Annotated in this window: 23 protein-coding genes; 15 read left to right on the forward strand and 8 right to left on the reverse strand. The window is 69.4% G+C overall.

Annotation, left to right across the window (positions count from 1 at the left end):
• Positions 1 to 92 precede the first annotated feature (92 nt).
• Together ACYVGD_RS11820 and ACYVGD_RS11825 are read left to right on the forward strand one after the other, a co-directional pair.
• The gene (locus tag ACYVGD_RS11820) at positions 93 to 1,238 is read left to right on the forward strand and encodes an acyl-CoA dehydrogenase family protein (RefSeq protein WP_460743858.1); all 1,146 of its coding nucleotides are present in this window, start codon (positions 93 to 95) and stop codon (positions 1,236 to 1,238) included.
• Complete coding sequence (locus ACYVGD_RS11825) at positions 1,235 to 1,717, forward strand: DUF4442 domain-containing protein (protein ID WP_460743859.1); 483 nt, start codon at positions 1,235 to 1,237, stop codon at positions 1,715 to 1,717. Before ACYVGD_RS11820 ends, ACYVGD_RS11825 begins: the two co-directional genes overlap by 4 nt.
• Position 1,718: 1 nt before the next feature.
• Here ACYVGD_RS11825 and ACYVGD_RS11830 read toward each other — a convergent pair whose 3' ends face one another.
• Positions 1,719 to 2,159, reverse strand: a complete 441-nt coding sequence (locus ACYVGD_RS11830) for a hypothetical protein (protein ID WP_460743860.1) — start codon at positions 2,157 to 2,159, stop codon at positions 1,719 to 1,721.
• Positions 2,160 to 2,226: 67 nt separating this feature from the next.
• Between ACYVGD_RS11830 and ACYVGD_RS11835 the strand changes: the two genes are divergently transcribed.
• The 5 genes from ACYVGD_RS11835 to ACYVGD_RS11855 all read left to right on the forward strand — a co-directional run bounded on the left by ACYVGD_RS11835 (position 2,227) and on the right by ACYVGD_RS11855 (position 5,855).
• Positions 2,227 to 2,910, forward strand: coding sequence for a type 1 glutamine amidotransferase domain-containing protein (locus tag ACYVGD_RS11835; RefSeq protein WP_460743861.1), 684 nt, complete (start codon positions 2,227 to 2,229; stop codon positions 2,908 to 2,910).
• Between the two features lie 40 nt (positions 2,911 to 2,950).
• Positions 2,951 to 3,961 carry an NADP-dependent oxidoreductase gene (locus ACYVGD_RS11840; RefSeq protein WP_460743863.1) on the forward strand — a complete coding sequence of 337 codons (1,011 nt, stop codon included), beginning with the start codon at positions 2,951 to 2,953 and terminating at the stop codon, positions 3,959 to 3,961.
• The gene (locus ACYVGD_RS11845) at positions 3,958 to 4,794 is read left to right on the forward strand and encodes an alpha/beta fold hydrolase (RefSeq protein ID WP_460743864.1); all 837 of its coding nucleotides are present in this window, start codon (positions 3,958 to 3,960) and stop codon (positions 4,792 to 4,794) included. Before ACYVGD_RS11840 ends, ACYVGD_RS11845 begins: the two co-directional genes overlap by 4 nt.
• 216 nt (positions 4,795 to 5,010) lie before the next feature.
• Positions 5,011 to 5,430 carry an organic hydroperoxide resistance protein gene (locus ACYVGD_RS11850; RefSeq protein ID WP_460743865.1) on the forward strand — a complete coding sequence of 140 codons (420 nt, stop codon included), beginning with the start codon at positions 5,011 to 5,013 and terminating at the stop codon, positions 5,428 to 5,430.
• The gene (locus ACYVGD_RS11855) at positions 5,430 to 5,855 is read left to right on the forward strand and encodes a DoxX family protein (RefSeq protein WP_460743866.1); all 426 of its coding nucleotides are present in this window, start codon (positions 5,430 to 5,432) and stop codon (positions 5,853 to 5,855) included. The genes ACYVGD_RS11850 and ACYVGD_RS11855 overlap by 1 nt, the downstream gene beginning before the upstream one ends.
• Before the next feature lie 254 nt (positions 5,856 to 6,109).
• On the opposite strand, the gene ACYVGD_RS11860 is transcribed toward ACYVGD_RS11855, so the two are convergent.
• Positions 6,110 to 6,520, reverse strand: coding sequence for a MarR family winged helix-turn-helix transcriptional regulator (locus tag ACYVGD_RS11860; RefSeq protein WP_460743868.1), 411 nt, complete (start codon positions 6,518 to 6,520; stop codon positions 6,110 to 6,112).
• Positions 6,521 to 6,598: 78 nt separating this feature from the next.
• Here ACYVGD_RS11860 and ACYVGD_RS11865 point away from each other — a divergent pair, with 78 nt between their 5' ends.
• A complete protein-coding gene (locus ACYVGD_RS11865) occupies positions 6,599 to 8,437 on the forward strand; it encodes an ABC transporter ATP-binding protein (RefSeq protein ID WP_460743869.1) in 1,839 nt (612 codons plus the stop codon).
• Here ACYVGD_RS11865 and ACYVGD_RS11870 read toward each other — a convergent pair.
• From ACYVGD_RS11870 to ACYVGD_RS11880, 3 genes are all read right to left on the reverse strand, one after another.
• On the reverse strand, positions 8,434 to 8,904 hold the full coding sequence (locus ACYVGD_RS11870; RefSeq protein WP_460743870.1) for a tRNA (cytidine(34)-2'-O)-methyltransferase: 471 nt from the start codon (positions 8,902 to 8,904) through the stop codon (positions 8,434 to 8,436). The genes ACYVGD_RS11865 and ACYVGD_RS11870 overlap by 4 nt on opposite strands.
• A gap of 19 nt (positions 8,905 to 8,923) precedes the next feature.
• Complete coding sequence (locus ACYVGD_RS11875) at positions 8,924 to 9,745, reverse strand: pseudouridine synthase (protein ID WP_460744092.1); 822 nt, start codon at positions 9,743 to 9,745, stop codon at positions 8,924 to 8,926.
• A gap of 114 nt (positions 9,746 to 9,859) precedes the next feature.
• On the reverse strand, positions 9,860 to 10,420 hold the full coding sequence (locus ACYVGD_RS11880; RefSeq protein WP_460743871.1) for an AAA family ATPase: 561 nt from the start codon (positions 10,418 to 10,420) through the stop codon (positions 9,860 to 9,862).
• Positions 10,421 to 10,503: 83 nt separating this feature from the next.
• Between ACYVGD_RS11880 and rpiB the strand changes: the two genes are divergently transcribed.
• The gene (gene rpiB / locus ACYVGD_RS11885) at positions 10,504 to 10,953 is read left to right on the forward strand and encodes a ribose 5-phosphate isomerase B (RefSeq protein ID WP_460743872.1); all 450 of its coding nucleotides are present in this window, start codon (positions 10,504 to 10,506) and stop codon (positions 10,951 to 10,953) included.
• A 26-nt stretch (positions 10,954 to 10,979) separates the two neighbouring features.
• On the opposite strand, the gene ACYVGD_RS11890 is transcribed toward rpiB, so the two are convergent.
• Positions 10,980 to 12,218 carry an alpha-hydroxy acid oxidase gene (locus tag ACYVGD_RS11890; RefSeq protein WP_460743873.1) on the reverse strand — a complete coding sequence of 413 codons (1,239 nt, stop codon included), beginning with the start codon at positions 12,216 to 12,218 and terminating at the stop codon, positions 10,980 to 10,982.
• A 292-nt stretch (positions 12,219 to 12,510) separates the two neighbouring features.
• Here ACYVGD_RS11890 and rpsL point away from each other — a divergent pair, with 292 nt between their 5' ends.
• The 4 genes from rpsL to tuf all read left to right on the forward strand — a co-directional run bounded on the left by rpsL (position 12,511) and on the right by tuf (position 16,967).
• Complete coding sequence (gene rpsL, locus ACYVGD_RS11895) at positions 12,511 to 12,882, forward strand: 30S ribosomal protein S12 (RefSeq protein ID WP_460743874.1); 372 nt, start codon at positions 12,511 to 12,513, stop codon at positions 12,880 to 12,882.
• A complete protein-coding gene (gene rpsG / locus ACYVGD_RS11900) occupies positions 12,882 to 13,352 on the forward strand; it encodes a 30S ribosomal protein S7 (protein ID WP_460743875.1) in 471 nt (156 codons plus the stop codon). Before rpsL ends, rpsG begins: the two co-directional genes overlap by 1 nt.
• 166 nt (positions 13,353 to 13,518) lie before the next feature.
• Positions 13,519 to 15,564, forward strand: coding sequence for an elongation factor G (gene fusA / locus ACYVGD_RS11905; protein WP_460744094.1), 2,046 nt, complete (start codon positions 13,519 to 13,521; stop codon positions 15,562 to 15,564).
• Between the two features lie 209 nt (positions 15,565 to 15,773).
• Positions 15,774 to 16,967, forward strand: coding sequence for an elongation factor Tu (tuf, locus tag ACYVGD_RS11910; RefSeq protein ID WP_460743876.1), 1,194 nt, complete (start codon positions 15,774 to 15,776; stop codon positions 16,965 to 16,967).
• Positions 16,968 to 17,259: 292 nt separating this feature from the next.
• On the opposite strand, the gene ACYVGD_RS11915 is transcribed toward tuf, so the two are convergent.
• Positions 17,260 to 18,222: a cation transporter gene (locus ACYVGD_RS11915; protein ID WP_460743877.1), complete on the reverse strand. Its 963-nt coding sequence runs from the start codon at positions 18,220 to 18,222 to the stop codon at positions 17,260 to 17,262.
• Positions 18,219 to 18,692: a transporter substrate-binding domain-containing protein gene (locus ACYVGD_RS11920; protein ID WP_460743879.1), complete on the reverse strand. Its 474-nt coding sequence runs from the start codon at positions 18,690 to 18,692 to the stop codon at positions 18,219 to 18,221. Before ACYVGD_RS11920 ends, ACYVGD_RS11915 begins: the two co-directional genes overlap by 4 nt.
• Before the next feature lie 136 nt (positions 18,693 to 18,828).
• Between ACYVGD_RS11920 and ACYVGD_RS11925 the strand changes: the two genes are divergently transcribed.
• Together ACYVGD_RS11925 and ACYVGD_RS11930 are read left to right on the forward strand one after the other, a co-directional pair.
• Complete coding sequence (locus ACYVGD_RS11925) at positions 18,829 to 20,034, forward strand: zinc-dependent alcohol dehydrogenase (protein ID WP_460743880.1); 1,206 nt, start codon at positions 18,829 to 18,831, stop codon at positions 20,032 to 20,034.
• Positions 20,021 to 20,695 (forward strand): glycosyltransferase family 2 protein, encoded by a 675-nt coding sequence (locus ACYVGD_RS11930; protein ID WP_460743881.1) that lies wholly within the window; start codon positions 20,021 to 20,023, stop codon positions 20,693 to 20,695. Before ACYVGD_RS11925 ends, ACYVGD_RS11930 begins: the two co-directional genes overlap by 14 nt.

The raw sequence follows: 20,695 nt of genomic DNA on the forward strand, positions 1-20,695 counted from the left end.
TTGAGGTGGTGGGGACAGGTTCGCCGAATCTCTTTCCACCGGGGCTACTGGCGAGTAATATGTCGGCCACATCACCGTCGAAAGGCCCGTCCATGCCCCGAATGATCTTCGAAGAAGAGCACGAAGACTTCCGCTCGTCCGTACGCGAGTTCGTCGACCGCAGCCTGATGCCGCGCGCCGACGAGATGATCGCGGCCCACGAGGTGCCGCGCGACCTGTGGCTCAAGGCCGGCGAGCAGGGCTTCTTCGGTCTGTGCATCCCCGAGGAGTACGGCGGCGCGGGCATCGACGACTACCGCTTCAACGCCGCGGCCGCCGAGGAGTTCGCCCGCTGTAGCGCCGCGATCAACTCGTGCTTCGGCATCCACTCCGACATCACCGCCCCCTACCTCGTCCACCTGGGCACCGAGGAGCAGAAGAAGAAGTGGCTCCCGGGCGTCGCGTCGGGTGAGAAGATCCTCGCCATCGGCATGACCGAGCCCTCGGGCGGCTCCGACCTCGCGGCGCTCAAGACGACCGCCACGAAGGACGGCGACGGCTGGCTCCTCAACGGCTCCAAGACCTTCATCACCAACGGTCACCAGTGCGACCTCGCGGTGGTGGCGGCGCGGACCGATCCCGAGAAGGGCGCCAAGGGCATCTCCCTGTTCGTCGTCGAGACCGGCATGGAGGGCTACTCGAAGGGCTCGAAGCTCGACAAGGTCGGCCAGGTCGAGTCGGCCACGACCGAGCTGTTCTTCGACAACGTGCGCCTGACCGAGGAGCACCTCCTCGGCCCGCTGAACATGGGCTTCATCGAGATGATGAAGCACCTGCCGCAGGAGCGCATCGGCTCCGCCGTCGCCAACACCGCCCACGCCGGCTGGATCCTGGCCGAGACGATCGAGTACGCCAAGGAGCGCAAGGCCTTCGGCATGGCCATCGGCTCGATGCAGCACAACAAGTTCAAGATCGCCGAGCTGCAGACGCGCCTCGAGGTGACCCAGGCGTACGTCGACCAGTGCGTCATGGCCCACGCGCAGGGCAAGCTGTCGACCGCCGACGCGTCCAAGGCCAAGTGGTGGTCGTCGCAGGTCCAGGGCGACATCCTCGACGAGTGCGTCCAGCTGCACGGCGGCTACGGCTTCATGAATGAGTACCGCGTAGCCCGTGCCTGGCGCGACGCCCGCGTGACGCGTATCTGGGCCGGCTCGAACGAGATCATGAAGGAGCTCATCGGCCGGAGCCTCGGGCTGTGACGGTGAAGAAGCAGAAGGAGAGCCTCCACGTCCCCCCGCAGGTCCTCAAGTGGGGCCTGCGGGCGTGGCCGCCCTTCCTCGGCGCGGGCGTGTGGGTGAAGGAGATCTCGCCGGACTGGTCGTACGCCCGCGTCGAGCTCGCCCACAACCCGCTGGTCGCCAACGCCAACCGCACCGCGTTCGGCGGCTCGCTGCAGTCGATGACCGACCCGTTCTTCTGCCTGCTTCTCATGGGCCGGCTGGGGCGCGACTACAACGTGTGGGACACCTCGGCGGAGATCCGCTTCGTCAAGCCGGGGCGTACGCGCATGCACGCCCACATCGTTGTGCCCGATGCCGTCGTGGAGAAGGTCCGACAGGAGACGGCCGACGGCTCGAAGTCGCTGACGTGGTTCGACGTGGACATCCTCGACGCCCACGACGAGCCCGTCGCCCACGTGCGCCGCGAGGTCTACGTGCGGCGCAAGAAGGGCCGCTGAGTCAGTCGGTGGGGTCGTGCTGGCGCGCGGGCGGCGGAGGCGCGAGCAGGGGAGCGGCCAGCACCAGCCCGCCGAGGGTGCCTGCGACGCGCTGCACGCCACGTGCGGCCTGGCTGGAGATGGCCGGCGCCGAGGTGATCACGATCGAACCACCGCCCGCCAGCAGCGGCATCCAGATCTCCAACGCGTGCCGCGAGTGGACCTCGTCCCCCTTGGACTCGATCGCGTCCAGCTCGCGGCCGGTAGCCCGACTCCAGCTCCTCTGCTTCGTAGTCGTGACCGGAGGACTTGGTGGCGGCGTCGCGTACAGGGCCCAGGCCACCAGTTCACCCAGCGCGGGCGAGAGGACCCAGACGGCGAGCACGCCGAAGGCGAGGTGCCAGGTGGTGTCAGGCCCAAGGATCCCGGTGCGCTTCGGCGTGAGCCCGGGCGGCGCTGTCACGCTTGTCCGAGATTTGGTTGTGTACGACCATGAGAGTCCAGCCCCTCCGACGAAAGGGCCCCTAGACATGTCCCGCATCCTGATGATCCTCACCTCGCACGACCAGCTGGGCGACACCGGCCGCAAGACCGGGTTCTGGCTCGAGGAGTTCGCCTCGCCCTACTACGTCTTCACCGACGCCGGCCACGAGGTCACCCTCGCCTCGCCCCGCGGCGGCCAGCCGCCCATCGACCCGACGAGCTCGCAGCCGGAGATGCAGACCGAGGCCACCCGCCGGTTCGACCAGGACGAGGAGGCCAAGGCCGCCCTGGCCGACACCACGCCCCTGGCGCAGGTGGACGTGGACGGGTTCGACGCCGTCTTCTACCCGGGCGGTCACGGCCCGCTGTGGGATCTGGTGGCCGACGCCGACTCCACGCGGATCATCCTCGACAGCGACGCGGCCGGGCGCCCGCTCGGCCTCGTCTGCCACGCGCCCGGGATCCTGCACCCGATCACCGCCGCCGACGGCACCCCGTTCGTGCGCGGCCGTCAGGTCGCCGGGTTCACCAACGGTGAGGAGGACGCCGCCCAGCTGACGGACGTCGTCCCGTTCCTCGTCGAGGACTCGCTCGTCGCCGCCGGCGCGGACTACCGCAAGGGCCCGGACGGGGAGAGCTTCGTGGTCACGGACGGCACTCTGGTGACCGGCCAGAACCCGGCCTCCTCCGCCGACGCCGCCCATCGCGTCCTCGACCTGCTCGCGCGCTGATCCCTGCCGAGCCCGCCGCCCCGACCCCGAGGAGACCATCATGAGCACACCCACCCGCACGCGCGCGATCCACCTCGCCTCCCGCCCCCACGGCGCCCCGACGCCGGAGAACTTCCGCCTCACGGAGGTCGAGCTTTCCGAGCTCGCCGAGGGCCAGGTCCTCGTGCGCAACACCGTGATGTCCGTGGACCCGTACATGCGCGGCCGCATGAACGACGTCGAGTCCTACGTGCCCCCGTTCCAGCTCGACGCCCCCCTCGACGGCGGCGCGGTGGGCACCGTGATCGCATCGCGCCACGCGGACGTGCCGGAGGGCACGTCCGTGCTCCACGGCCTCGGCTGGCGCGAGCACGCCGTCCTCGACGGCGACACCGTCCAGGCCGTGGACACGTCCCAGTTCTCGGACAGCACCTATCTGGGCGTGCTGGGCATGACGGGCCTGACCGCCTACACCGGCCTCGTGCACGTGGCCGAGATGCAGGAGGGCGACGCCGTGTTCATCTCGGGCGCCGCGGGAGCCGTCGGCTCGGTCGCCGGCCAGATCGCCCGCCTGCTGGGCGCCTCGCGCGTGATCGGCTCGGCGGGCACGCAGGAGAAGGTGGCGCGGGTGAAGGAGCTGGGCTTCGACGCCGCGTTTGACTACCACGACGGCTCGCCCACCGATCTGCTGGCCGAGGCGGCGCCGGAGGGCATCGACGTCTACTTCGACAACGTGGGCGGCGACCACCTCGAGGCCGCCATCGCCGCGATGCGGGTCGACGGCCGCGTGGCGATGTGCGGCGCGATCGCCCAATACAACTCGACGCAGCCGCCGGCCGCCCCGCGCAACCTCGCCCTGGCAATCGGCAAGCGCCTGACCCTGCGCGGCTTCGTCCTGCAGAAGTACGCGGCGCAGGTCCGCCCCGAGTTCCTCGGGCGCGTGGCCCCTTGGGTCGCCGCCGGGAAGATCCAGTGGGACGAGACCGTCCGGGAGGGTCTGGAGAACGCACCCCAGGCGTTCATCGACCTGCTCGAGGGCGCCAACACAGGGAAGATGATCGTCCGACTGTGACGAGCGACGGCGCACTCGGGGGCGGCATGGCCACCTTCCGGCATCAGGGCCTGACCTTCGACGTCCGCGACGGCGGACCGGCCGAGGGGAAGGTGGTCCTGCTGCTGCACGGCTTCCCGCAGGACGCCACGTCCTGGAGGTACGTCGAGCCGCTGCTGCACGCGGCGGGGCTGCGCACCCTCGCACCGGACCAGCGCGGCTACTCCCCGGCGGCCGCTCCGCGGGCGACGGCGGCCTACCGCCTCCCGGCGCTCGTGGGGGACGCCGTCGCGCTGGCGGACGCGGCGGGGGCGCGGCGCGTCCACGTCGTCGGCCATGACTGGGGCGGCGCCGTCGCCTGGGCGCTGGCCACCGCCCGCCCCGAGCGCGTCGCGTCCTTGACCGTCCTGTCCACGCCGCACCCGGCCGCCCTGGCCCGCGCCCTCCGTGGCCCGGACCAACTGCGCCGCAGCTGGTACATCGCCGCCTTCCAGGCGCCGGCCCTCCCCGAACGAATCCTCTCGCGAAGGCTGGGCTCCCTGCTGCAGCGGGGGCAGGTCCCCGGGGCGGAGCACTACGCCCGCCGGTTCTCCACCCCGCAGAGCCTGCGTGGCCCGGTGAACTGGTATCGCGCGAACCCGGATCTGGTGACCACCACGCGCAGCGCACCCGTGTCGGTCCCCACCACGTACCTGTGGGGCACCCGGGACGCAGCTCTGGGGCCGCGGGCCGCCGAGCTCACGGCGGGGCAGGTGGCGGGGGAGTACCGGTTCGTGGCGCTCGACGCGGACCATTGGCTGCCCGAGCGTGAGGCTGACGCCGTCGCCCGGGCGATCTTGGACCGAGTGCTCTGACCCGCGCTCAGCGCGCGAGCCGCTCGCGGCGTCTCAGCGCGGTGAGCATCACGTGGTAGTGCGGGGTAGGTGATGCCGAGGCGGGACGGTCGGCGCGGCATCCATGGAAGGGATTCCAGTGGCCGCTGGAGCGCGACTTGGTTGCGCGCGACCTGACCTGGTGGCAGGCTGGAACCGACTCTTCCCGCACGGGTCGGGCGGATGAAAGGACCTCTCATGGAGACCATCTACACCGCCGAGGCGCTCAGCACCGGCGCCGGCCGCAACGGCCATGTCCGCACCACCGATGGGCGGGTCGACCTCGACCTCGCCGTGCCCACCGAGATGGGGGGCTCCGGCCAGGGCGCCAACCCCGAGCAGCTGTTCGCCGCCGGCTACGCCGCGTGCTTCCACTCGGCCCTCCAGATGGTCGCCCGCGACTCCCGTGCCGACATCACCGACTCCTCCGTCGGCGCGCGCGTGGGCATGGGGCGCCAGGGAGAGGGCTTCGGCCTGGAGGTCACCCTCGAGGTCGTGTTGCCCCACGTCCCCGCGGACCAGGCCCGCGCCCTCATGGAGCAGGCGCATCAGGTGTGCCCCTATTCGAACGCCACCCGGGGCAATATCGACGTCGTCCTTGAGCTCGGGGAGTCATGATGACGAAGCGCCGGCAGTCCGTCCCCCTCTCCCAGACCGCCGCCCGCCTCGGTCTGGGCGGGTTCATGACCGCCGCGGGGCTGTCCCATCTCACCGTGGCGCGCCGTGAGTTCCGCGCTCAGGTGCCCTCGTGGGTCCCGCTCCCGGCGGACCTCGTGGTGCTCGGATCCGGCGTGGCCGAGATCGGCCTCGGGGTCGCTCTGCTGGCGCTCCCCAGGCAGCGCCACCTGACCGGCACCGCCCTGGCGGCGTTCTACACCGCGATCTACCCCGGGAACATCGGGCAGTACGCCGAGCGTAAGGATGGCTTCGGGCTGGACACGGACGGCCGTCGTCTGGCGCGGCTGTTCGGCCAGCCCGCCCTCATCGCGGCCGCCCTGTGGGCCGCGGGAATCCCCGAGCGAGAGCAGGGCGGGCACCGCTGAAGCCGGTGTGACGTCACCCGGCCGCGAGTCGCGGCCCGTTCCGCAGGGCCTCCACGACCAGCCGCAGGCGATCGGGAGGCGACCTCACCCAGAGCGCGGCGGGTGGAACGCGGGTCGTGGCGCCCATACAGGCCAGCGCCGCACGTCCGGCGACGCGATGGGGCCCGCGTGGGCTACACCTGGGTCGCATCGGTGAACGTGGGCGGCGTCGACAGGGCCCTCCTCGGGCTTCGGCTTCGGGATTCGCCGTCAGGTTACTCCTGTTCGTCGACGAGTCGACCCAGCAGCCGGGCCAGCTCGGTCCGCTCTGTCGCGTTGAGGCGCGCGAAGTATGCCTCCATGGCGGCCTCGCGCTCGCCCTCGATCTCGCCGAGGACGCGACGCCCCTCGGCGGTCGCGTCGACGAGAGTGGCGCGCCGGTCCTCGGGGTGGGGTCGGCGCTCGACGAGGCCGCGGGTGACCAGCCCGTCGATCACGTCGGTCGCCGAGCGGGGCGCGATGCGCAGGCGCTCGGCGACGTCGGAGGGGCGGGCCGAGTCGAGCTCGACGACGGTGCGCAGCGCGCGCAGCTGGTGGGGGTTGAGCCCGTGCGGCTCGGCGGTGGCGCGCGTCATTCGGCGCAGCGTGCTCGAGAGGCGGCGTACGAGGTCGCCGAGGTCGTCCATGGAATGGATCGTACAGATGCTCTGTTAGCCTCATTGTGAGGCTGCCTCAATAAGCGCGACCTCGAGAAAGGAGCTCCCATGAGTGAGTTCATGACGATGGCGGGTGGCGGCGGCGCCCGAGGTCCCCAGAGGGTCGACCCGGCAGACCGCGCCCAGCTCGCCGAGTCCCCCGTACGCGCAGGGCGCATCCTCCGCCTGTTCAACGGCCACTGGCTGGCCGTCACCGTGGTCATGGTGCTGATCGTCGTCTCGTCGGTCGTCTCTTTGGCCCAGCCGTTCTTGGTGCGTGCCGTCATCGACGACGCGCTGCCCCACCAGAACACCCGCCTGCTGCTGTGGTGCGTCGCCGGCATGATCGGCATCGCCGTCGCCACTTCGGTGCTCGGCGTGCTCCAGACCTGGCTGTCGACCTCCATCGGCCAGCAGGTCATGCACCGCCTGCGTACGCAGGTCTTCGACCACCTCCAGAAGCAGTCAATGGCGTTCTTCACTCGCGAGCGCACCGGCGAGGTCCAGTCGCGCCTGACCAACGACATCGCCGGCATGCAGAACGTCGTCACCTCGACGGCGACCTCGATCGCCTCCAACCTGACCACCGCCGTCGGCACCGCGATCGCCATGGCCGCGCTGAGTTGGCGGCTGTCGCTGCTGTCGCTCGTCGTGCTGCCGCCGGCCATCTGGATCACCCGCCGAGTCGCCCTGATGCGCCGCGACAAGAGCTCTGCGTTGGCCCGCCTCCGCTCCACGCTGCAGTCGCAGATCGAGGAGCGCCTGTCGGTCTCCGGTGCGCTGCTGGTCAAGACGCTCGGTGCGTCCGAGCGGGTCTCCGACGACTTCGAGAAGGCCTCGGCCGATATCGCCCGCCTCGAGGTCGCCTCCCAGCTGGCCGGCCGCTGGCGCATGGCCACGATGACCATCATCTTCGCGACCATCCCCGCGCTGATCTACCTCGCCGCGGGCTTCCCCGCCACCTCCGGCGGCATGACCATCGGCACCTTGGTGGCCTTCAGCGCCTTGCAGGCCTCGATCTTCCGGCCGGTCCTCGGCCTACTGTCGGTCGGTGTGCAGTGGATCAGCTCGATGGCGGTCTTCAGTCGCATCTTCGGCTACCTCGACCTGCCGATCGACGTCCCCGCCCCCGCCTTCCCTGTGGCGGTCGACCACGACGCCGTACGCGGCCGAGTGGCCTTCGAGGGCGTCTCGTTCGCCTACCCGGGCTCCGACACCCAGGTCCTCACCGGCATCGACCTCGAGGTCCCGGCGGGCACTTCGCTCGCGCTCGTCGGAGAGACCGGATCGGGCAAGACGACACTCGCGTCGCTGGTGTCGCGTCTCTACGACCCGGCCGTCGGCCGCGTGACCATCGACGGCATGGACCTGCGCGACCTCGCGCCGACCGACCTCGCCCGCATCGTCGGTGTCGTCTCGCAGGACCCCTACCTCGTCCACGCCTCCATCCGCGACAACCTGCTGCTGGCCAGGCCCGACGCGACCGAGGAAGACCTGTGGCGCGCGCTCGACGCCGCCCAGATCGACGAGCTCGTCGCCTCGCTGCCCGCCGGCCTCGACACGGTCGTCGGCTCGCGCGGCCACCGGTTCTCCGGCGGCGAGAAGCAGCGCCTGGCCATCGCCCGCACGCTGCTGCGTGACCCGCGCGTACTTGTCATGGACGAGGCCACAAGCGCGCTCGACAACGACACCGAGCGCGAGCTCCAGGACGCGCTCGACCGGCTCGTCGTGGGCCGCACGACCATCACCATCGCCCACCGGCTGTCGACCATCGAGGACGCTGACAACATCGTTGTGCTCGATCACGGCCACATCGCCGAGCAGGGCACCCACGACGCGCTCATGGCCCGCGGCGGCCGGTACGCCGGGCTCGCCGGCCGCCTCGAGCAGCCTGTGGGCTGGGCCTAGGCACCCGTGAACCCGTGCTGGCGCCACGCCTCGTAGACGGCGATCGACGCGGCGTTGGCGAGGTTCAGCGACCGACGCCCGGCGAGCATCGGGATGCGCACGCGGGCGGTGAGGCGCGGATCGGACATGACCTCCTCGGTCAGGCCCGTCGGCTCGGGGCCGAACAGCAGCACGTCGCCCGGCTCGTACGCGATGTCGGTGTGCGCCAGCTCCGCGTGCGCGGTGAAGGCGAACACGCGCGCGGGCAGCAGCTCCGCGTACGCGTCCTCCAGCGACTCGTGCGCGGTGAAGCTGGCCAGCTCGTGGTAGTCGAGGCCCGCCCGCTTCAGCCGTGCATCGGTCAGCTCGAAGCCCAGTGGACCCGCCAGGTGCAAAGGAGCGCCGGTGACGGCAGCGAGCCGGATGGCGTTGCCGGAGTTCTGGGGGATGCGCGGCTCGTGGAACAGGATGCGGACGGGACAGGCCATGGGGGCGATTCTCCCACCCTCACGCAGGCGCGTGCTCCCGCGCGCTCACGTACGCCCGCGGCGTCCCGTCGACCGGGTCGACGAACTCGAGCCGACGCGCGATGAGCTCCAGCGGCGTCGAGAAGTCGTCGACGTCGTCGGGCAGCACGTCCGGGTAGAGCGGGTCGCCGACGATCCCGATGCCGAGCGCCGACAGGTGCAGCCGCAACTGGTGGGTCTTCCCGGTGTGCGGTGCCAGCCGGTAGTGCGCGTGGTCGCCGCGGCGCTCGACGAGCTCGATCAGCGTCTCGGAGTTCGGCGGCAGTTCCTCGACCTCGTACGCCCTCAGCTCGCCGCGCTTCTTCACGATGTGTGACCGTCGCACGTGCGGCAGCTCGAGGTCGTCGCGGAACCCGGCAAGCGCCGAATACTCCTTGTTGACGAGCCGGTTCTCGAACAGCCCCTGGTACGCCGACCGCCACGCCGGCCCCGTCGTGAGCAGCAGCACCCCGGCGGTCAGCCGGTCGAGCCGGTGCGCCGGCACCAGGTTGGGCAGGTCGAGGGCGGCGCGGAGGCGTACGACGACAGTCTCGGTGATGTGGCGCCCCCGCGGGATGGTCGCCATGAAGTGGGGCTTGTCGACGACGACGATCCGCTCGTCGCGGTACAGCACCGGCACGTCGAACGGCACCGGCGGCTCCTCGCGCAGGACGCGGTGGAACCAGACGAAGGTGTGCGGTCGGTACGCGGCGTCCGGCTCCCATGGGATGCCCTGCGCGTCGACGAACTCGCCTGCGGCGAGCATGCGGTCGATCTCGGTCGGGGGCACCGGGCGGATGCGGTCGACGAGGAAGTCGCGCATCGTCGCCCATGCCCTCGGTTCGGCGCCTCGATCGGGCGTACGCACCCATGCGGCGTCCAGGCCGTGACGCCGGGGCAGGGGAGAGCGAGGGGGCACCGGCCCACCGTACGCGGGTCAGACCCGCGCGCGCTCGAGGTTGTCGAGGATGTCGGCAACGGTCTCGTCGGGGGTCTGGGCCGACGAGTCGAGCCAGTAGCCCACGCGTGCGGTCTCGGAACGCAGGGCGTGGTCCATCGCGCCGGGTGAGAAGTAGACGTAACCGGCCTTCTGGCGCTGCTCCTCGCGCCACTCCAGCGCCGACAAGCTGGGCGACAGCACGACCAGGAACCGTTCGGGGTTCTTGATGCGGTCGATGAAGCGCGGCAGCTCGGCCCCGACGATCACGTCCTGGACGATGGAGTCGAAGCCGGCAGCCGCGTAGGTGTCGGCGGCCTGGGCGGCGAGGTCGTAGCGGAGGTGGAGCTGGGCGACGGCCTCAGGGGTCGGGTGGGGGGTCCATTCGGCGCGTCCGTTGACGACCATCCGTCGGAATGCGGCACCGCGCACGTGCACGGAACGGTCCAGCTGGTGGGCGAGCAATTCGGCGACGGTGGACTTGCCGGCGGCCATGGCGCCGGTGATCACGATGACGCGTCCGGGCTTGGTGATGTCATCGGGCTCGGGGGAGGGGTCCACGGTGGACATTCTGGTAGACCGTGATGAACTGGGGGTTAACCCCCTCATCTCCCGCCTCGTCCGACGAAACGAAAGGCCCCACTATGAAGATCGCCGTCGCCGCCGACCACGCCGGTTTCAACCTCAAGATCGAGATCTCCGCCTACCTCGCCGAGCTCGGCCACGAGGTGGTCGATGCGGGCACGAACGCCCCCGAGCGCACCGACTACCCGATCTGGGGCTCGCGCGCGGCACGTCTGGTCGTCTCGGGCGAATGCGAGCGCGCCATCATCATGTGCGGCTCCGGCATCGGCATCTCGATCGCGGCGAACAAGGTCCACGGGGCCCGGTGCGTCGTGTGTACCGAGCCCTACTCCGCCGAGATGGCCCGCCGCCACAACAATGCCAACATGCTCGCCATGGGTGAGCGCTTCGTGGGCGTCGACATGGCCAAGGCCATCGTCGACGCGTTCCTCGGCGCCGAGTTCGAGGGCGGCCGTCACGAGGGCCGCGTCGACCTGTTCGCGAAGATCGAGCAGGGCGAGGAGATCTGACGCGGTCCCCCTGTGGCCCACGGGCTTCAGGGGAGCGTCACGTGGCGCTCTGAGAGCTCGTCGACGCTGTTGACGCCCAGCAGCTGCATGGTGCGTACCGTCTCGGCCCGCAGAATGTCCAGGGCCCGGCGTACGCCCAGGTGGCCGCCGGCCATGAGGCCGTAGAGGTACGCGCGCCCGATCCATGCCGCGTCGGCGCCGAGGGCGATGGCCGCGACGACGTCCGTGCCGGACATGATGCCGCCGTCGATGAAGATCTCGGCGTCGGCGTACTTCTGGCGCACCTCGGGCAGCAGGCGCAGCGGCGGGCGCCCGCGGCCGATCTGGCGGCCACCGTGGTTGGACACGATGATCGCGTCGGCGCCGGCGTCGAACGCGCGGCCGGCGTCCTCGACGCACTGGATGCCCTTGACGACCATCTTCCCCGGCCATACCGAGCGCAGCCAGGCGACGTCTTCCCAGGTCACGCTCGGGTCGAACATGGCGTTGATCATGTCGGCGACGGTGCCCTCCCAGCTGCCGAGGGACGCGAATTCCAGCGGCGGGGTGGTCAGCAGGTTGGCCCACCAGGACGGATACATGGCCATGTCGGCGAACGTCTTGAGCGTGAGCCGCGGTGGGATGGTCAGTCCGTTGTGGACGTCGCGCAGGCGGTTGCCGGCCACGGCGGTGTCGACGGTGATCACCAGCGCGCCGTAGCCGGCGGCCTTCGCCCGCTCGACCAGCTCGGTGCTCGCGGCGCGGTCGTTCCACACGTAGAGCTGGAACCAGTGGGGGGTGTCGGGGCACAGCGCCGCCACGTCCTCCAGGGGAGTGGTGCCCATGGTCGACAGCGTGTAGGGCAACCGGGCACGGTTGGCTTCGAAGGCGACGCCGACCTCGCCCTCGTGGTGCATCATCCGCGTGAAGCCCGTGGGACCGAGGACGAGCGGCAGCGAGGACGGCTCGCCGAGGATGGTGGTCGACGGGTCGGCGGCGGCGATGTCGCGCAGCACCTCGCCGTGCAGCTCGATCGAGCCCCACAGGTCGCGCGAGCGCGTCAGCGACGACTCGTCGTCGGCGGCCCCGTCGGTATAGTCGAACACCGAGCGGGGCGTACGCCGCTTCGCCATCAGGCGCAGGTCGGCCACGGTGGCCGCGCGTCGGAGCCGGTTCTCGGTGCCGAGCGCGGGCGGCGCGAACCCTAGCAGGGGAGCGACGTCGCGCCAGCGGGGGAGCTGCCTGCGGACGCCGGGATAGGTTGGTTCCTCCTGTCGGGAGGTCATGGGGCGAGACTACTCTGCGGTCACGGCGTGGCGGCTTGCGCCAGCGGTGAAAAGCGCGTTTTGACCGATGCCGTCACCACCGGTAGCCTTGTCCCTTGTGTTCGGCCTGTCCGAGCCTTCGTACGCGCCCAGCGTGCCGTGAGGATCCCTCCCGCGGCTTGAGGGAGCGGACAGAACTTCTGCAGAGTCTTCCTGCCTGAGCGTGTCCTCGGCGGCGGGCCTGCAGCCCATAGCAGTTGATCCAGATGCCGCCCCGGCTCGCCGGGGCATCAACGGAAAGAGATACCAGCCGGTGCCCACTATCCAGCAGCTGGTCCGCAAGGGCCGGACCGACAAGGTCAGCAAGAACAAGACGCCCGCGCTCAAGGGCTCGCCCCAGCGTCGTGGTGTCTGCACGCGTGTCTACACGACCACCCCGAAGAAGCCGAACTCGGCGCTCCGCAAGGTCGCTCGCGTGAAGCTGTCGTCGGGCATCGAGGTCACCGCCTACATCCCGGGCGTCGGTCACAACCTGCAGGAGCACTCGATGGTCCTCGTCCGCGGTGGCCGCGTGAAGGACCTCCCGGGCGTCCGCTACAAGATCATCCGCGGCTCGCTCGACACCCAGGGTGTCAAGAACCGCAAGCAGGCTCGCAGCCGCTACGGCGCGAAGAAGGAGAAGTAATGCCTCGCAAGGGTCCCGCGCCGAAGCGCCCCATGCCCGCAGACCCGGTCTACGGCTCGCCGCTGGTCTCCCAGCTCGTGTCGAAGATCCTGCTCGACGGCAAGAAGACCGTCGCCCAGAACATCGTCTATACCGCCCTCGAGGGCACGCGCGCCAAGACCGGCGTCGATCCGGTGCAGACCCTCAAGCGCGCGCTCGACAACGTCAAGCCGTCACTCGAGGTCAAGTCCCGTCGTGTCGGTGGCGCCACCTACCAGGTGCCGGTCGAGGTCAAGCCGGGTCGTCAGATCACGCTGGCCATGCGCTGGCTGGTCATGTTCTCGCGCCAGCGTCGTGAGAAGACGATGGCCGAGCGCCTCATGAACGAGATCCTTGACGCCTCCAACGGCCTGGGCGCCGCTGTGAAGCGCCGCGAGGACACCCACAAGATGGCCGAGGCCAACAAGGCTTTCGCCCACTACCGCTGGTGATCCTTCCCACCATCTCCTGACCAAGGGGCCCGGTCCCGCCGATTCGTGCGGACCGGGCCTTTCGGCCATACTTGGCCGAGAACTCCGCAATCACACAGATAAGAGGAACCCTTCCGTGGCTGTCGACATCGAGACCGACCTGGGCAAGGTCCGCAACATTGGCATCATGGCCCACATTGACGCGGGCAAGACCACCACCACCGAGCGCATCCTGTTCTACACCGGCATCAATTACAAGATCGGTGACACCCATGAGGGCACGGCCACCATGGACTGGATGGAGCAGGAGCAGGAGCGCGGCATCACGATCACGTCGGCTGCGACGACCTGCCACTGGAAGGATCACCAGATCAACATCATCGACACCCCCGGGCACGTCGACTTCACCGTCGAGGTGGAGCGTTCGCTCCGCGTGCTCGACGGTGCTGTCGCGGTGTTCGACGGTGTCGCCGGTGTCGAGCCCCAGTCGATGACGGTGTGGCGCCAGGCCGACAAGTACCACGTGCCGCGCATCTGCTTCATCAACAAGCTCGACCGCACGGGTGCCTCGTTCGACCACTGCGTCAACACGATCGTCGAGCGTCTGAAGGCCACGCCGTTGGTCATGCAGCTGCCGATCGGAGCCGAGTCCGACTTCATCGGCGTCGTCGACCTCGTCGCGATGCGCGCGCTTGTGTGGCGCGGCGAGACGAAGCTCGGTGAGGACTACGAGGTCGAGGAGATCCCGGCCGACATGAAGGACGAGGCCGAGGCTGCCCACGCCAAGCTCATCGAGCAGCTGGCCGACTTCGACGACGAACTGGCCATGAAGTTCCTCGAGGGTGAGGAGATCAGCGCCGAGGAGATCCAGCACGCCGTGCGTGCCGCCATCCTCTCGACGAAGGTCACCGCCGTCTTCTGTGGCACCGCCTTCAAGAACAAGGGTGTCCAGCCGCTGCTCGACGCGGTCATCGCCTATCTCCCGGCGCCGATCGACGTCCCCGCCATCGAGGGCTTCAAGCCGGGTCACCCCGACGAGAAGATCGAGAAGCACGCCGACGCTTCCGAGCCGCTGGCTGCCCTCGCCTTCAAGATCGCCGCCGATCCCCACCTGGGCAAGCTGACCTATGTGCGTGTCTACTCCGGCGTCCTCGAGGCGGGCACCTCGGTGCTCAACTCGGTGACCGGCAAGAAGGAGCGCATCGGCAAGGTCTACCAGATGCACGCCAACAAGCGTGAGGAGATCAACTCGGTGGGTGCCGGCCAGATCGTGGCGGTCATGGGTCTGAAGCAGACGACCACCGGCGAGACCCTGTGTGACCCGAGCTCGCCCGTCGTGCTCGAGTCGATGGACTTCCCCGCCCCGGTCATCGAGCAGGCCATCGAGCCGAAGACGAAGTCCGACCAGGAGAAGCTGTCGACGGCCATCCAGCGCCTCGCCGAGGAGGACCCGACCTTCCGCGTCCACACCGACGAGGAGACCGGTCAGACGATCATCGCCGGCATGGGCGAGCTCCACCTCGAGGTTCTCATCGACCGCATGAAGCGCGAGTTCAAGGTCGAAGCCAACATCGGCAAGCCCCAGGTCGCCTACCGCGAGACTCTCCGCCGTCCGGTGGAGAAGGTGGAATACACCCACAAGAAGCAGTCGGGTGGTTCGGGCCAGTTCGCGAAGGTCATCATCAACCTGGAGCCCCAGGAGCCGGGCTCGGGTTACGAGTTCGTCAACGCCGTCACCGGTGGTCGCGTGCCCAAGGAATACATCCCGGCCGTCGATCAGGGCATCCAGGAGGCCATGACGACCGGTGTGCTCGCCGGCTACGCCGTCGAGGACATCAAGGTCACCCTGACCGACGGCGCCTACCACGACGTCGACTCCTCGGAGCTCGCGTTCAAGATCGCCGGCCTGAACGTGTTCAAGGAGGCCGCGCGCAAGGCCGACCCGGCTCTCCTCGAGCCGATGATGAAGGTCGAGGTCACCACGCCGAACGACTTCCTCGGCACCGTGATCGGCGACATCAACTCGCGTCGTGGCCAGATGCAGGGCACGCGTGAGGAGCATGGCAACCAAGTCGTCGAGGCGCTCGTCCCGCTGTCGGAGATGTTCGGCTACGTGGGTGACCTGCGTTCGAAGACGTCGGGCCAGGCCTCCTACTCGATGGAGTTCGACTCCTACGCCGAGTGCCCCAAGACGGTCTCCGACGAGATCATCCAGAAGGCCCGCGGCGAGTGATCCCGCTCGGCTGAGCCCCAGATGGCCGGCCCCCGCGTTCGCGGGGGTCGGCCATTTGACTATGCGGCCCCGGTGCACAAGACTTGGTCGGGTCGCCCTCAGGTGCGCTGCTGCAGTGTGCTCAGGGGCCCCGACCGGTCCGATTCGGACCACCTAACCAGACGAATGTCGCGCAAACCCGCGGGGCATTAACCCAAGAAGGAGCCCAAGTGGCAAAGGCCAAGTTCGAGCGGACCAAGCCGCACGCCAACATCGGCACCATCGGGCACATCGACCACGGCAAGACCACTCTGACCGCGGCGATCTCGAAGGTGCTCCACGACAAGTTCCCGGATCTCAACGAGGCCACGCCTTTCGACAAGGTCGACAAGGCCCCCGAGGAGCGCCAGCGCGGCATCACCATCTCGATCTCGCACATCGAGTACCAGACGGAGAAGCGTCACTACGCTCACGTCGACTGCCCGGGTCACGCAGACTACGTCAAGAACATGATCACCGGTGCGGCCCAGATGGACGGCGCCATCCTCGTGGTCGCCGCCACCGACGGCCCCATGCCGCAGACCCGCGAGCACGTGCTGCTCGCCCGCCAGGTCGGCGTGCCCTCGATCGTCGTCGCGCTGAACAAGTGCGACATGGTCGACGACGAGGAGCTCATCGAGCTGGTCGAGATGGAGGTCCGCGAGCTCCTGTCCGACAACGAGTTCGACGGCGACGACTGCCCCGTCGTCCGCGTTGCCGCCTTCCCCGCCCTGCAGGGCGAGGAGAAGTGGGCCGACTCCATCATGGAGCTCATGGACGCAGTTGACGAGTACATCCCGCAGCCGGAGCGCGAGACGGACAAGCCGTTCCTCATGCCCGTCGAGGACGTCTTCACGATCACCGGTCGTGGCACCGTCATCACCGGCCGCATCGAGCGCGGTGTCGTCAAGGTCAACGAGACCGTCGACATCATCGGCATCCGCGAGGAGAAGCAGACGACGACCGTCACCGGCGTCGAGATGTTCCGCAAGCTCCTCGACGAGGGCCAGGCTGGCGAGAACGTCGGTCTGCTCCTCCGCGGCACCAAGAAGGAGGACGTCGAGCGTGGCATGTGTGTCATCAAGCCGGGTTCGACCACGCCGCACACCGAGTTCGAGGCTCGCGTCTACATCCTGAACAAGGACGAGGGCGGCCGTCACAAGCCGTTCTTCTCGAACTACTCGCCGCAGTTCTACTTCCGCACCACCGACGTCACCGGCACCATCGTCCTCCCCGAGGGCACCGAGATGGTCATGCCCGGCGACAACACCGACATGACGGTCAAGCTGATCCAGCCGATCGCCATGGAGGAGGAGCTGAAGTTCGCCATCCGTGAGGGTGGCCGCACGGTCGGCGCCGGTCGCGTCACCAAGATCCTCAAGTGATCTGACGCTACACAGCCCTGGAAGGCCCCGCACCTCGGTGCGGGGCCCTTCTTCTGTCCTGCCCCGCTGCTCTCCGAGCGGCGCCAGCGAGACGAGGAAGGGCGCGAGACGAGGAGCCCTTGCTTCCGTGCCCACCTGCGCTCCCGCGTACGCACTCCGCTCCCTGCGTGGGGGGAGCACAGCGCGCCACGGGGAGCGCGGTCGCAGTGTGTGTCGTGGCGCTCCCTCACGTGCACCGTGCTCCTTGCACGGACAGAGCGGGGGTGCCTCTCGGGCAGCGCAGCGGCGACGCTCAGCGGGTGCAGGCCTCCGGGAGCTCGTCCACCGGGGCGACGACGACGTCGTCGAGCTTCCAGTCGACGGCGCGTACGACTGATCCCGCCTCGTCGAGCTGGGCGAGGGTGACCTCGCCGCCGCGGGGGACGACGAACACCTCGGTGTGGAAGACGTGCCCCTCGTCGCGCATGCGCAGGCCGACGTCGGCGACCCAGCCCAGACCGCGGACGGCGTCGAGGACGTCCTGGATCACCGGATGGGGCTTGGAGTCGTCGTAGGTGAGGGCCCGGCCGTCGGTGAGACCGTGGATGGCCGCGCGCAGGTTCTGCAGGCCGTCCTTGACCACCGAGCTGCCGATCAGGACGGCCACCACGGAGTCGGCCCACCACAGGCCCAGGCCGATGCCGAGGACGCCGAGGATGGCTCCGGAGGCGGTCAGCCAGTCGTCGGAGTTCATGGCCGAGTCGGCGTACAGCACCTTGTCGTGCAGCTTCTCGGCGAGCTTCTTCTTCATCCGTCCGATGATCACGTTCGGTACGCCGGTGTAGACGAGCACAACGATCATGGGCCAGCCCTGCCACACCGTGTGCCCGAACAGGTTCATCGTGCCGATGGTGGGGTGCTCGGCGCTGATCAGGGTCATCGCGGAGTCGCCGACGACGAACAGGCCCATCGTGAGCAGCGCGACCGACGAGGCGAGATGGGCGGTGCCGATGGCACGGTGGTAGCCGTAGGGGTTGGCCGTGTTGGGGCGGCGCCGGATGAAGTGGGCCGCGACGAGGAACGACAGCGGGGGCAGGATCGACAGCAGGTCCTCGATCCAGGCGGCCTTCATCGCCTGGGAGCTGCCCATGACGAGGACCACGAGGACGACGGCGCTGACGACGTAGAACAGCGAGACGACCTGCAGGCGCTTGGCCTTCTTCAGCGCCTCGGCCTGCTCGTCGGGGAGCGAGGTGTTGCCCCAGGTGGTGGTCATCGTGTCTTCCCCATCTCCTGGTCGAGGTGGCGCTCGAGCTCGCTGAGCAGGTGGTTCTCGCCGAGCGGGACCGCCATGATGTGCTTCTTCTTCTTGCCCTGCTCGTCCTTGGCCTTGGTGTAGGAACGCGTCTTGGCCACCTTCGACTTCGTCCAAGGGTTGTCGTCGGTGATCCCGCCGACCATGACGTCGATCTGCTGCTCCTCCAGCTTGGTGACCAGGGGCTCCTCGCCGGCGACGACGACCTCGACGCGTGCGCCCTGCTTCTCGGCGAAACGGCGCACGAGGTCGACCTCGCTGCCGCCACCTTCCGGGGTCGTCCACGGGGGATTGGGGGAGACGCCCAGCCGCAGCACCTTCTCGGTGCGGATGCGGTCGAGGGTGTTGTCCGGGTCGGAGGGGATGGTGGAGCACGCCCCGAGTGACGCGACCACGACCATCGCCACCGTCGCTGAGACGATCCTGTTCATGCGAGCAGCTCCTTGAGTCGGCGGGCGTTGCGTACTGCGTGCCCGGCTGCCGATGCGTGCCATGTCCTTCTCCTTGCTGCCGCGCATAATCTAGTCTTGTCGATATATCTTCGACTATTGACATGAGGAGGATCGCGTGAAAGCTGTCACCTGGCAGGGCAAGAACCACGTCGAGGTCTCGGAGGTGCCCGACCCGGTCATCCAGGAGCCCACGGATGCCATCGTCCGCGTCACCTCCACCGCCATCTGCGGCTCGGACCTCCACCTGTACGGGCCTCTGGCGCCGTTCCTCGACAAGGGGGACATCCTCGGTCACGAGTGCATGGGCATCGTCGAGCAGGTCGGCCCGGACGTGACCAACTTCGCCGAGGGCGACCGTGTCGTGGTGCCGTTCAACATCTCCTGCGGCCACTGCTGGATGTGCCGGCGCGGCCTGCAGTCCCAGTGCGAGACCACCCAGGTGACCCAGCAAGAGTGCGGCGCGGCCCTTCTGGGCTACACACGGCTCTACGGCTCGGTCCCCGGCGGCCAGGCCGAGCTCGTCCGCGTCCCGCAGGCCCAGTATGGGCCGGTCGTCGTCCCCCACGAAGGGCCTGACGAGCGCTACCTCTACCTGTCGGACATCCTGCCGACGGCCTGGCAGGGCGTCACGTACGCGGGCGGTGGTGAGTGCGAAAGCTTGGTCGTGGTCGGTCTCGGCCCGGTGGGGCAGCTCGCCGCCCGCTGTGCGCGCCTGCAGGGGGTCGAGCGTGTCATCGGCATCGACCTCGTGCCCGAGCGCCTCGCCGAGGCGCGGGCGCACGGGATCGAGACGATCGACCTCGCCCAGGTGAAGGACCCCGTCGCGGCGGTCCTGGACCTGACGGCCGGCCGCGGTGCCGACGGTGTCGTCGATGCGGTGGGCATGGAGGCCCACGGCAGCCCCGTCGCCAGCGGCCTGACCGGAGCGGTCTCGAGCCTCCCCGCCCCTGTCGGCCGCCTGATCGCGAAGAACGCCGGTGTCGATCGGCTCTCGGCGCTCCACCTGTCGCTGCAGCTGGCGCGTCGCGGTGGCACGGTCTCGCTGTCGGGCGTCTACGCCGGGGCCGCCAGTCCGATGCCGCTGATGCAGATGTTCGACCGGCAGGTCACGCTGCGCATGGGACAGGCCAACGTCCGCCGCTGGACCGACGAGCTCCTCGAGATCGTCCGTGAGGGCAACGACCTCCTCGACGTCGAGAACCTGGCGACCCACCGGGCGCCGCTGGAGCAGGCACCCGAGATGTACGAGCGGTTCCGTGACAAGGCCGACGGCTGCATCAAGGTCGTGCTCCAGCCCGGCGACTCAGGTGCACGTAACTGACGTCACCGTCGTGGTCCCGGCACACGACGAGGAGGACTGGCTGCCGGCGTGCCTCGACGCCCTGCGCGAGGCGATCCTCGTGGCGCGCACGGTGGTCGAGGTCGTCGTCGTGCTCGACGCGTGCGGCGACCGCACGGCGGCGCTGGTCCCCTCCTGGGTGCGCCCGGTCTCCATCGACCGGCGCAACGTCGGTGCTGCGCGGGCCGCCGGGTTCGCCGCCGCCCGCCGCACACCGGGGACCTGGTTCGCCACGACCGACGCCGACACGCTCGTCCCGGTCGACTGGTTGGGCGCCCAGCTCGCGTCCGCGGCCGATCATGACGTGTACGCGGGGACGGTCAGGGTCGCCGACTGGCGGATGCGTACGCGGGGCAGCGCGGAGGCGCACGACGCCGCCTACTCGCGCCGCGACGGGCACCCGCACGTCCATGGCGCGAGCCTGGGGATCTCCGCTGAGGCTTACGATCGTCTGGGCGGGTTCCGGGCGCTGCCGGTCCATGAGGACGTCGACCTCGTACGGCGCGCTGAGGCCGCCGGGCTGCGCATCCACCGCTCCGCGGCGGCGGTCGTCACGACCTCGGCCCGCGTGTCCCACCGGGCGCCGGGTGGCTTCTCGGCGACGCTGGACGCACTGGGCCGGACCGCGGGGACGAGGAGATGA

The organism is Mariniluteicoccus endophyticus, from assembly GCF_054780035.1.

Coding starts and splice junctions, on each gene's coding strand:
- ACYVGD_RS11820 (WP_460743858.1), top strand. CDS start 93: ATGCCCCGAATGATCTTCGAAGAAGAGCACGAAGACTTCCGCTCGTCC.
- ACYVGD_RS11835 (WP_460743861.1), top strand. CDS start 2,227: ATGTCCCGCATCCTGATGATCCTCACCTCGCACGACCAGCTGGGCGAC.
- ACYVGD_RS11840 (WP_460743863.1), top strand. CDS start 2,951: ATGAGCACACCCACCCGCACGCGCGCGATCCACCTCGCCTCCCGCCCC.
- ACYVGD_RS11850 (WP_460743865.1), top strand. CDS start 5,011: ATGGAGACCATCTACACCGCCGAGGCGCTCAGCACCGGCGCCGGCCGC.
- ACYVGD_RS11855 (WP_460743866.1), top strand. CDS start 5,430: ATGACGAAGCGCCGGCAGTCCGTCCCCCTCTCCCAGACCGCCGCCCGC.
- ACYVGD_RS11860 (WP_460743868.1), bottom strand. CDS start 6,520: ATGGACGACCTCGGCGACCTCGTACGCCGCCTCTCGAGCACGCTGCGC.
- ACYVGD_RS11865 (WP_460743869.1), top strand. CDS start 6,599: ATGAGTGAGTTCATGACGATGGCGGGTGGCGGCGGCGCCCGAGGTCCC.
- ACYVGD_RS11870 (WP_460743870.1), bottom strand. CDS start 8,904: ATGGCCTGTCCCGTCCGCATCCTGTTCCACGAGCCGCGCATCCCCCAG.
- ACYVGD_RS11875 (WP_460744092.1), bottom strand. CDS start 9,745: ATGCGCGACTTCCTCGTCGACCGCATCCGCCCGGTGCCCCCGACCGAG.
- rpiB (WP_460743872.1), top strand. CDS start 10,504: ATGAAGATCGCCGTCGCCGCCGACCACGCCGGTTTCAACCTCAAGATC.
- ACYVGD_RS11890 (WP_460743873.1), bottom strand. CDS start 12,218: ATGACCTCCCGACAGGAGGAACCAACCTATCCCGGCGTCCGCAGGCAG.
- rpsG (WP_460743875.1), top strand. CDS start 12,882: ATGCCTCGCAAGGGTCCCGCGCCGAAGCGCCCCATGCCCGCAGACCCG.
- fusA (WP_460744094.1), top strand. CDS start 13,519: ATGGCCCACATTGACGCGGGCAAGACCACCACCACCGAGCGCATCCTG.
- ACYVGD_RS11915 (WP_460743877.1), bottom strand. CDS start 18,222: ATGACCACCACCTGGGGCAACACCTCGCTCCCCGACGAGCAGGCCGAG.
- ACYVGD_RS11920 (WP_460743879.1), bottom strand. CDS start 18,692: ATGAACAGGATCGTCTCAGCGACGGTGGCGATGGTCGTGGTCGCGTCA.